General features: G+C 44.6%; 8 protein-coding genes. All 8 read right to left on the minus strand.

Annotated elements, in window-relative coordinates:
- Positions 1–3 precede the first annotated feature (3 nt).
- A complete protein-coding gene (locus Q0Z94_RS05275; RefSeq protein ID WP_298067977.1) occupies positions 4–363 on the minus strand; it encodes an EamA family transporter in 360 nt (119 codons plus the stop codon).
- A 295-nt stretch (positions 364–658) separates the two neighbouring features.
- Complete coding sequence (locus Q0Z94_RS05280; RefSeq protein WP_298067978.1) at positions 659–1,402, minus strand: class I SAM-dependent methyltransferase; 744 nt, start codon at positions 1,400–1,402, stop codon at positions 659–661.
- An 86-nt stretch (positions 1,403–1,488) separates the two neighbouring features.
- Positions 1,489–3,402 carry a hypothetical protein gene (locus Q0Z94_RS05285; RefSeq protein ID WP_298067979.1) on the minus strand — a complete coding sequence of 638 codons (1,914 nt, stop codon included), beginning with the start codon at positions 3,400–3,402 and terminating at the stop codon, positions 1,489–1,491.
- Positions 3,371–5,560, minus strand: a complete 2,190-nt coding sequence (locus Q0Z94_RS05290) for a hypothetical protein (RefSeq protein ID WP_298067980.1) — start codon at positions 5,558–5,560, stop codon at positions 3,371–3,373. The genes Q0Z94_RS05285 and Q0Z94_RS05290 overlap by 32 nt, the downstream gene beginning before the upstream one ends.
- 267 nt (positions 5,561–5,827) lie before the next feature.
- Positions 5,828–8,101 carry a glycoside hydrolase family 99-like domain-containing protein gene (locus Q0Z94_RS05295; RefSeq protein ID WP_298067981.1) on the minus strand — a complete coding sequence of 758 codons (2,274 nt, stop codon included), beginning with the start codon at positions 8,099–8,101 and terminating at the stop codon, positions 5,828–5,830.
- Positions 8,102–8,131: 30 nt separating this feature from the next.
- Positions 8,132–9,064 (minus strand): glycosyltransferase family 9 protein, encoded by a 933-nt coding sequence (locus tag Q0Z94_RS05300; RefSeq protein ID WP_298067982.1) that lies wholly within the window; start codon positions 9,062–9,064, stop codon positions 8,132–8,134.
- A gap of 182 nt (positions 9,065–9,246) precedes the next feature.
- The gene (locus tag Q0Z94_RS05305; RefSeq protein ID WP_298067983.1) at positions 9,247–10,248 is read right to left on the minus strand and encodes a PfkB family carbohydrate kinase; all 1,002 of its coding nucleotides are present in this window, start codon (positions 10,246–10,248) and stop codon (positions 9,247–9,249) included.
- Between the two features lie 92 nt (positions 10,249–10,340).
- Positions 10,341–11,006: site-specific integrase (locus tag Q0Z94_RS05310; protein ID WP_298067984.1), on the minus strand; the 666-nt coding region annotated here is incomplete at its 5' end.

Here is an 11,006-nt window from a genome sequence, read left to right on the forward strand (position 1 = left end):
CGTTCAGGAGTTTGCAACGCAGGCAACGCCGATGATGACAAGCGCAATGCCGAACAGTCGCAGCACGGAGAGGTTTTCACCAAACAGCAGCCACCCGCCAAGGGCCGTTATGACATAGGTGAGCGCCAGAACGGGCTGCAAGACGCTTATTTCCATCTCTTTTAAAAGGTATATGGAAATAAACGAAGGAATGCTGTACAGAAAGATGGCCAGCACTACTTTTGGAGACGTTGCAACATCATAAAGAAAAGCCAGTATATTGGTGAACACAGGAAGTGAAGAAGCTCCTGCCTTAAGCAGCATGGCACCTGTGGATCCCGTCAGCACTGCCAACAAAGCGAGAATAATCTGCCGTTCCGTCATCGTTTCTCCTCAATGGTTTGCGTCCGGCCTTCTTTCCCAGCTTCGACGGCGGACTCTTCCCGCAAGCTTTCGAAAGGATACGAACAGGCAAAGCCCATGGTTCGCTGCCGCTCTCACCGATTTTCCGTTTCGGGGGATAAGGTTTTGCGTGCTTGTCTTTTCTTCCTTGAAAACCGCCGGACGCCCCCGCCTGGCCGGTTCCGCGGAAGTGCCGGGTATCAGAGGGGCGGCAGTTCGGGGGCGGCAGTTCGGGGGCGGCTTCCCACCAGGCGCAGGCGCAAAGCTCTGATGGGCCTTACTGCCTTATGAGTGGCAGCTTCCTCGCTTTCATGCCGCACCAAAGCCCGAGGAGACTGTGCAAAAATGCAACCTTGTAGTCATCATTCCGGGAAAGAAACATCAGCGGGAACGAAAGCAGATGTGCCCACTTGCGCACATAAAAGGTTTTGATACCCTCATCGCGGAATCCTCCCATCTTTGCGATTTTGCGCAGGGCGTTTCTGCTCCACGGGCGCAGATGGGTAGGATCGTCCCAGAAATTAAACCCGCCTTCCCGCCCACAGATGAATGGAATATGCGGCAGCAGTGTCCACCGTACATCCGGGCATTCTATGTAGAGCACGCCGCCAGGCTTCAGTACTCTTTTGCATTCCTTGATAAAGTGTAACGGATCTTCAAGATGTTCTATGACGTGCTGACTGTATACATAGTCAAAGGATTCATCCGTAAAGGGGAGTTTATCTTTGGAAAGATCACAGGCCACAAAGGTTCCTATATCCTTATAGATGAGCGAACAGGAAACATCAACGCCGGTGATTTCCGCATCTGGAAGTATGGTACGGGTGATATACATCTGTTCTCCCTCTCCGCATCCTGCATCAAGAACAGATATCTTCTTCCCACGGAAGGCCGCACATAATCGTGAATTAGGAGAAAGTATGGGAAAACGGGAATATATCTTCAGCATGATACCCCGTGCAAAGCCCATAAGCCGATCTCTGAAAAAATAATTGCTGAATACCACCTTCTTGTCACTCATCTTTCCTCCTTTATGGTTTGAGACCAGTGTCTTCAGTCCGGGTATCGCCCCATGCCGTCTGATCGGTTCCGGCAAACGGCAGGATATCAAAGGGGCGGAAACCGGGAACGAATACTCCCTTTCCCCGGGCGCATGCGCAGCGTCCTGAAGAACGTTGCTGCCCTATGGCCTGGAATGGAGCACCACCGGCAAAACCGATGGTTCCTCATTCTGGTAAGAATCATGCTTGTTAAATTCCTTATATAGTCAAACACTATGCAGAAATATAACATAATAAAAACAATGGAGAACAGACCAAATATTTTCAGTTTATTATACGTCGAAATACTATTGAATTTATACTTATTTAATAAAATACATGCGGCGCTGTGATATCTTCCTTTGTTTCCGCACATGATGGCAAACGCACATAGAAAAATAAAAATTATGGCTGACATTAAAATAATACGTATATATTTTGTGATGGAAGAACCTTGCGTTAAATGATTAACCCTGTGATGCATGACTTTTTCATACTGCTCCTCGTCCAGACTGGCCTCAGAAGCAGCCCGTTCGACATGATAGCCAGGACTCACCTGAACAGCATCGAGCATGTCCTTCCAGGTCGAAGTGCCGTCAAATGTTACGCGCAGGGGGGGATTTCCCTGACTGTCAAAAGGTACTTCGTGTGATAGGCCGTGCGTGCGGAATCTGAGCATCGGGCTTCCGCTGTAAGCGTGAATACCGTGAATCCGTGGCAGCCCAACGCGGTACACTCCGGGGCTTCGCGCTTCAAGCTCCACAAAAAACGGCCCGGACTGCTCCGCAAACGGCCTGAGGTTCCATATTTCCGCCTCGTCTTTTTTGCCGGACGTTACGGGGAGGCGAAGTTTCTCAAGAGGAAGAACCAGATCGCCGCGCCTGATGCAAGCGCTGATTTTTCGAGAAGGTTCTTCGAAGATCAGACGGGACGGCAAGATCATATCCGGCAGGACAAAACGTGCCTGCTTCCCCCTGCGTGGAACATCCATGACCACTGAGCCATCTTCTTCCCTCTCAAATCCCTCCCATGAAATGGGCGGCAGACAGGTATCTGCTATAAACGCTGGAAAGGTCTGCGCGGTCCCCTCCCTGATGTCCAGCGCGAGTCCGGCATCAAGGGGAGGCCCATCACTGGTATGGAGACGCACAGCACGGATACGATCATGGGGCAAAATATCCAGAACAGGTGTCAGCGACTGAGAAATCGGAACGTTCAGCTCAAAATCGACGCCGTCTCGCCGTACTGCGATTTCAGCCTCCCCCTGAATCTTCTGACCGCATGGAGGAAGGAGCAGCCACAGACTATCGTTCACCCTGACGCCGCCCTCAGGGAAAGAAACATCAAACTGCCGCTCCTCCATTCCGTTTGTTCCCACACCCAGGACGCGGACAGTCTCCACAGGTTCAAGAAAGGCTCCTCCAAGTTCGTTCAGAGACCGCCGGGGCAAATCCTGCACTTCGGGCAAACGCTTTTCACCAATGCTCCAAGCCTTGAGTTCCACAAGGGGGCTTTCGTGCGCAAGAGTGATTTCAAGAAATCGGTCATCGCCCGAAAAGCAAGGTTCAACAAAGAGACGCAGCGTCCGGCCTTCAGAGCGCAGTTCAACGCGCTGACGCCTCAAACGATCGTCGTAGTAGGCGGCACTCATGATATCTTCCAAACCGCCTGCGGCTCTGGCGACGTTGATTCCCAGCACCTGCCCATTGCCTGCTAAAAAAGCCATGGCGACTTCAATGCGGCGAAATACGGAAATTTCCCTGAGATTAACCTGTATCTTGCTGACTGCCTGATTTGGGAATGTATTAACTTCACAGTGCAGCGGCATTTCTCTCTTGTAAAAATCGACTGACTTTTGTGGAGACACAAGAAAATCCGTCTTCGCAAGGGAAGGCAATGGACAGAAAAACACAAGAAAAATAACATAGCATAATAATTTCATATATATTTCACCTTTTTTCAGAGTATTGTTGATTGACATATAAAGCCCCAACTTCATCACGTGCGACCAACTGTAATATATTTTTATTTACCATATCTTCAATCCATTTTTCTTCAATCCATTCTCTATACCCATCTCCGTAAAAATAAATTGGCAATAATTCCCCATTTTTATTTTTTATATTAAATTTTAATATGTCGGTTATTTCAATTATAGGGTTGTTTATGTGGTCAACTTCATAGGTAATATACATATTCATACTTTGTACATCATAATTATGATTAATAATAATATTTTCATTCGAGATACATATTGGCTCTTCATATATTGATGTATACAAATATATTTGATAATTATTGCATGTATTCAATTTATTAATAATTAATGTATCACCTTCGTTTAAAGAGAACTTTTCAGAATTTAAATGAAATGTATTACGATAATAGTATGTTGTATAAAATAAATTCATATACACATAAAGAAGACCATCAGATGTTTTGATACTGCGTTCCATCCAGTCCTTATAATCTTGAATAAATAAGAATTTATTGCTGAGCACCTGATTTTTAAAACTAAGGTAATCTCTTGCACGGATGACATTGACCTTTGTCTGTAAAGCTGTACCACGTAGTAATGTAATGAATGGATTATTTATAACAGCGAGGGAAGGAACTTGGTTTTCCTCAATAAGTTTATCCAACTTGCGCAATACCCGCCAGGAAGGAAAGGTTTTTCGTTCGATAAAGCGCGTGCTGGGTTGATCTGCTGTAACCGCATCCAGAATGAAGTGCGGAGATTCCGTAGGAAAAGAAAAAGCACCAAGCATAGGAATAGACCACAATAAGTTAAGAATTGCTCCTATATAAAACATGTTGCGCCATATTCTTTCTTTTAATAAATCTTTTTCCAAAATCACAAATGCACACACCATAGGAATGAATGAAACATACCGCATGATGTTATAAAAATCGCGTTTTGATATTACAAAAAAATATAATAAAAATAAAACAATATATATTGCCTTTATGTTGATTCTTTTTTTATGTTTCCATTCGATGACAGCGTTTGCTATGAGAACCATATACATTCCACCCCAGAGGAATCCCCCGGACATACATAAATTTGCAAGTCCTTCGCGCAGAGGACTATCACCAATAAAAGTAGGGAAAAGATATCGTGAAAAGAAAACATGTTCGGCAAGAGTTGAAGAAAGAATAATATCAAGGGGGAAAAAGGCGGAATGGCTGAAGATCATATTCCGAAATATAGACGGCAGCGATCCCGCAAGTATGCCAAGCAAACCAGCGGCTCCAAGACAAACCGGAAGGCGCAGGGCTTTGAGGAAACACCGGAAGCCTCCGACATACGCCACCCGAAGCAGCCACAGGGCACAACATATTCCCAGGATGAAAAGAGCGGCATATCCGAAGAGCTTTATTGCACTCAGAGCCGCATAGCAGACAGCAACCACCCGCAGCCAATGCTTGTCCGCCGTCTGCATATAGCGGACAGAGGATAAAAGAGTGATCGTCACAAAAAGGCTGACCAGGTCGTCAACGAAAGCCGTTGTCCATGCCAGAAGTATCACGGGCACGGTAAGGACAGCACACAAAGCGGCAACAGAACCTTGTTTACGCAGGGTCAAAAAAATGACACCAAGCTGAAGCATACATAAAAAGTGTACGGCAGCATGAGGAGAAGAGAACCATCCTGACAGCGCTGCAACCGTATACAGCAGTGTCCCCCCTTGAGGATAAAAATCCCAGGCCGGGCATCCCCAGGCATTTTCAACCTCAAACTCTCTCAGTATATTAAAGTTGTTTTCCTGCAACATTTGAGTGGCCTGGATAAGGTGATACATCTGATCATCACCTGTCCAGGCAGGAAAATTGCGAACAAGAAAATATAGCAATAGACATAGACAAAATATGCATGTACATCCCATAAAAGAAATATGAAAATGAAAAGAAATCTTTCTTTTTCTAACAAAAAAGAGGAGTACCATGCAAAAAACAACGGCATATATTAAAAGCATTCCTTCTGTTACTATTTCATGAAATAAAGAACACACAAAAAACAGCATATATGTCAATAATACAATAATAGAAAGTGGAAGATATAAAAATAGCCGCTCCCTTCCACCAGCAATAATGGCCGAACACAAAACAGATGAGATAATCAAAATTATAAATAACATATTACATTACCTGCTATTCAAAAAAAGCATGATGGATAGTGTAAGCCCATTCCAATAATCTTGAACATTTACGTATGGAATATATACACATGGATACAGAAAATATGAAAAGCAGCGTCCTGCCTCTTTTTAATGAATATATAATACTATTTAAAAAATATATCATACACAATACAAGAATGACTTCAAGTGTGTATTTAATCATGAGTACATTCATAAATTCAAGTCTCCTTATAAATTACTTGTAAATATTGAAATCTATATATTTTATTTAGTTTTTTTATATTTCAATAATATATTCTTTATAATAATATTCTCTTCTACAGTGGATGCAGGCAAGGCATGTTCTGCATAAAAAAGATTATCCGGATTAGCTTTATAAAATCCGGTATACGGCATAGGCCGATCAAAATTCTTGTATTTTCCAAGGATAATACATGAAGGGATATTATAACAATTTGCAATATGCGCAAATCCTGAATCCACACTACAAAAAACTGACGTATTCTTAATGACAACAGCCAGCTCCTGAAAATCTCTTTCTCCCGTCAAATCAATATAAAACGGAGAACCCAAGTGTATTGTCTTTTTTATTCCAATCTCGACAATATATATTTTTTTATTAATGATGTACCTGGCAATATTATTCCATTTTTTATCAGTCCAATTCCTACTTTTTTCTGCTGCTTTGCAATGTAATGTAATATATTTTGAAGGAAGTGAATATGGATTCTTTATATTTTTCTTCTCCCAGAAAACAGGTGCAATATCCAGAGCTGGAAGTCCTGCTGAAAGGCAAAATGCCTGCAGCAGGGAGCCATAATCATAATAGGTGGATTCATTGACAACTGGGTTATTGAAATTGGTATGATAGATGCCTGTCTCCACACATTTTCTGTTGTCATAATGGCAATCAATGAGTATGGTATTGGGTTTATCCTTTATCTTTTGACACAAATCTATACTTTCATGCAAACATTTCACAAAGATAAGAGAATCAATGTTTGGATTATATTTTACAATCTGTTCATATTCTTTTTTTATAATCCAATATATTTTACATGACTTCCCCCTTTCTTTTAAATATCTTGCAATAGGCTCACAGGCAACAATGTCCCCAAAACTTTCGATACAATGAATATAAAATGTTACAATTATAGATTCATCAATAGAATCAAGCTTATCTTCTATTATTTTTGAGTTAACTCCTCTAACCATTTCCAATGCCTCTTTCACAGCCTGCAAATTTGCATATCCATGCCTTAAATCAGGCTCAAGATGGGAGCCTTCCGCCCATTCATTCCAGTTATTAATAAAAATAAAATCTGTATTCATATCATGTATACGTTTACTTTCTATTAATATATCCTTAAGCCAAATTTTAAATAAATATGAATTTGTGCCATGATAAATTATACAGTCCTTTTTATAGGCTTTCCTGGAAGAATTATCAAAATTAACCATTGCCGATCGATAATAGTTATTCGTATGATAATTTATCATATAGTCTTTATTATCTATATTTTTTTTATAATCTGCAATATATCCTTTAAATTGAGAATTTACATATCCTGATGGATAAAAAGGAATTCGATTAATACAATAAGGCATAAACTCATTAAGAGCATCTGCTCCATATTTTTCGAAATCTCCACGACAATCTCCAGCGGTTGTCACAGTTATATACAGACCTTTAAGGCCGGATATTTCAGCACATTCACGTAATTTTTGAATAAACAGATACATCTCCTTTTCTTCAAATCTTGAAACTTTATAAATAGACAATAATGGTTTTCCATCAATCCGAATGTATCTTGGATCCTTAAAATATTTAGACATATCATGAAAAAAGGCCGGAGCCTCGCTGCTCTTCAGTGTCTGCTGAAAAATGAGTTCATTGTTTCCCCCATCCCAGCATTTCGTCCAGTTTTCGTTTGCCCAGTTGAAACAATAATGGATATCTATTTCTGGGTGCTCGAAAAGGATATCAATCGGTTTTTCCATAATTCTCTGACCGGAAAACCAGTACCAGTGCATACAAAATCCATAAATACCATATCTTCCGGCAAGTTCCGCCTGCCTTTTCAAGGTGTCGGGATTCAATAAATTATAAAAGCCGAGATCATACGGCAGCTGCGGCTGTTCATGTCCGGTAAATAACGGCATTGCTTGTGTTGCTTGTGTCCATTCCGTAAAACCTTTGCCATGAAAATGATCATTAATATCAATCTGGTAATATTGAGGAAGATAATATGCTATTATCTTTGTATCATTAGTATGTCTGACATATGGTATATCACATATTGGAACAAAATCTTTTTTCTGATAAAATTTTAAATTTTCCAAAAATTTTATATACGACATATAATCAAGACTTTCTTGATGCTTTGTTTTGCATGTATGTATTTTTCTCTGGAATATTTTTATACCTAATATATAATATTTGTACAATCTAAACTCATGTTTCCTTTTAAATACATTAAGCCCGCATATATTAATGCGGATCACACCATCCTTACGACTATACTTTAATATTTTCATAATACTTTATCCTTAAGCGTTTACCTGTTATTAAAATTTTGCATACTTTTTTATGCAAAATTCCTGCCAGCGGCGATGCATCCATTCGCATGAACAATCACTTCCGATATTTTCATTTTCCGGATATCCGTAAAACTTCTGGCCGGTAGAACCGAACAGGACTACGGATTTTCCGGCATGGAGGAAGTGACGCACATGCACAAGGCCTCCCTCATTGCTGACCAGAAGCTTCGCCTTATACAGAAGCGCAATCATCTCATGACTGGTTGTTTTTCCGCAGAGATCCCTGTCGCATCCCAGATCTTCACCCATACTTCCGCCAATGCGAATCAACGGAATGCCGGGATGTTCTTCCCTGATTTTCCTCAAAACACGCTTGTACACTTCCACACTCTCCAGCTTGGTCGACTCCTGGTTGTTTCCCGTGCTTCGGTTGACAGCAATGAATCCGGTCTGGAGAAACGGAAACTTCACGGCCAGCGCCGGTGAAATCTCAGGTTCGGGAAGAGAAAAAAGATTCTCTTCAAAGGCGTCTTCCATATTTCCGACGGCAGGCAAGAACACTCTGTGAATCTTTCTTATGTTCGCATACCAGAGCAGACCCGCGAAATTCTGCGCTCGCGTATCGGTCCACTCGGGAAATCTGTCGGAAAAGGCCTCCATGTCCGCCAGGCAGGCCTGCAATTTTTCTCCCGCCAGCGACAAGATGCGTTGCTTATCGAAGCACAACAACTTCGGGATGAACAAAACCATGATGACGGCATCATACGCATGCTGCAGTGGTCGGTCTCCGAAGCATGCGGAAATAAAGCTCTTTCCGGAAAGCAATGCAGACAGCATGTCCACTTCACAGCCGGCATACACGTCGATCTGGACGCGGCAGGCCGCCAGTCTGACGAAATTTTCCATATAGTTTGCATTGATCAGAATATCGCCTATGCCGCCTTCCAGGACAAAGGCCACATGCAGACAGTCATCATGAAATTCAGACGTATTTCCCAGACCGGAATCTCGCGGAAACAGAGCTCTTTTCAGTCCCCAGAGTCCGATTTTCAGAGCTGCCAGACGGGAGGACGACGCATGTCTTCGACAGAGGGCAATATATTCTTCCGCATGATTGTAGATATCGCGGGGAGCGTATCGCATTATCCTACCACCTCACCACGGAAAAGATGTTCCGTCAGCTCGGCGGCGCTGACCACTGCCGTTCCCAGCTTGCCGACAACGATGCCCGCCGCCAGGTTGGCGAGCTTCATTGCCTCCGCTATATCCGCGCCCGCCCCGAGTGCCGTTCCCAGCACTGCCAGGCAGGTATCACCGGCTCCGGTCACATCAATGACCTCGCGCGCCTGTGTGGCCATATGCACGGGAGGTATGGAGGCATCGGCACCCACAAAAAACATTCCATGTTCACTGAGCGTGATCAGCAGATTGTCAAAACCGCCCCGCCGCATCAATGTGCGGGCACCGTCACAGAGCTTCTGTTTAAAATCCGGGTCGGACGGCTCCGTCCGTACACCGCCGGCCTGCATGAATTCCTTGAGATTGGGCTTGACCAGAGCGGCGCCTGCGTACTTTTCGTAGTCGCTTCCCTTGGGATCCACCAGCACCGGCTTGCCGGCGTCCCTGGCCAGTGTCATGATGATCCGGCACGTTTCCGGCGAAAGAAACCCTTTCCCGTAGTCGGACAACAGAACGATGCCGGCCCTTCTGATCCGGGAAGCAAGTTCGGAATACCTTTCCTGCCGGGAGAAGGGATTTCCGGCAGGCATACCTTCCGTATCTATGCGGATTAAATGGTGGTTTCCGGCAATAATCCGTGTCTTTTCAATAGTCGGAACATCGGGCTCCACCATGCAGAGCGGCTCGGGGCACACCTCACGAATCCTTGCATCAAGCATACTGCCTGGGGCATCGTCACCGAGAAGGCAGACCATATCGACCTGACAGCCCAACGAGGCGGCATTGGCCAGCACATTGCCTGCTCCCCCCAGCATGAACTTGTCGGACTCACGGTTGAAGACGGGAACAGGAGCCTCGGGAGAAAGACGGTTCACCCTGCCGTAGACGAAGTGATCCAGCATCACATCGCCGATACAAAGAACCCTTACTGTGGAAAACCTCTGGATAATGGTTGAAAGCAACATGCCTCTCCCTCGAGACTTTCACTTCTTCAAGAAAAGTTACAGCGCAACTATCTGAAATCAGACTAAAAATTTCAAAATTTCCGGAAAGATCCTCACGGCCTGCTCACAGCGGAAGATTCCGCAGTCTTACGATAACTGACGGAAGGAACTGCCGTCTGCGCCCCTTTCCGTAAGGGAATCTCACGCGCCAGATCCAGAGCTTTCGGACTGTAGTGACCGAGGATTGTCTGCAGCCCCTCGCGGTTGACACCCATGCTTACCAGGACGTTTGCGAAGGTATGGCGCAGATCCTGGAGGCGCAGTTCAGGATGTCCGAACTCGTCGCGTATCTGATACCAGTCGCGGGTGATGTAGGTGAGGTGCGTCCCCAGGCTCGTGAAGAACAGCCACGGGATGCCCTCGCGCCGCGGCAGCTTTTCAATAAACTTCTGCGCTTCGCTGCTCAGCGGGATGAGCCGCTGCCGTCCGGTAAAGCTCGCGGTCACGGTGAGGACGCCGCGGGCAAGATCCACGTCTTCCCAGCGAAGGCCGAGAATTTCGGACTTGCTGGCTCCGGTGAGTATCATCAGAGTGATGGCGTTGGCCGAGGACCAGTACGGGTACTTTCTGAGTATGCCGAGGAGCCGGTCAAGCTCGGAATACTCCAGCAGCACGGGGCTGCGGCTTTGTTCCGTGGATACACTGAGCGACCTGGGAGCCTTGAGCATCCTGTCCTCGGGCAGGTATCCCCAGCGAATGGCACAAGTCATGACGTATTT

Origin of the sequence: uncultured Mailhella sp. (assembly GCF_947631555.1) — a bacterium.
In the GTDB taxonomy this organism is placed as follows: domain Bacteria; phylum Desulfobacterota; class Desulfovibrionia; order Desulfovibrionales; family Desulfovibrionaceae; genus Mailhella.

Bases quoted from the DNA above. Each gene is read 5' to 3' on its own strand.
- Q0Z94_RS05305 (WP_298067983.1), bottom strand. From the start codon at position 10,248: ATGTTGCTTTCAACCATTATCCAGAGGTTTTCCACAGTAAGGGTTCTT.
- Q0Z94_RS05290 (WP_298067980.1), bottom strand. From the start codon at position 5,560: ATGTTATTTATAATTTTGATTATCTCATCTGTTTTGTGTTCGGCCATT.
- Q0Z94_RS05275 (WP_298067977.1), bottom strand. From the start codon at position 363: ATGACGGAACGGCAGATTATTCTCGCTTTGTTGGCAGTGCTGACGGGA.
- Q0Z94_RS05295 (WP_298067981.1), bottom strand. From the start codon at position 8,101: ATGAAAATATTAAAGTATAGTCGTAAGGATGGTGTGATCCGCATTAAT.
- Q0Z94_RS05280 (WP_298067978.1), bottom strand. From the start codon at position 1,402: ATGAGTGACAAGAAGGTGGTATTCAGCAATTATTTTTTCAGAGATCGG.
- Q0Z94_RS05285 (WP_298067979.1), bottom strand. From the start codon at position 3,402: ATGTCAATCAACAATACTCTGAAAAAAGGTGAAATATATATGAAATTA.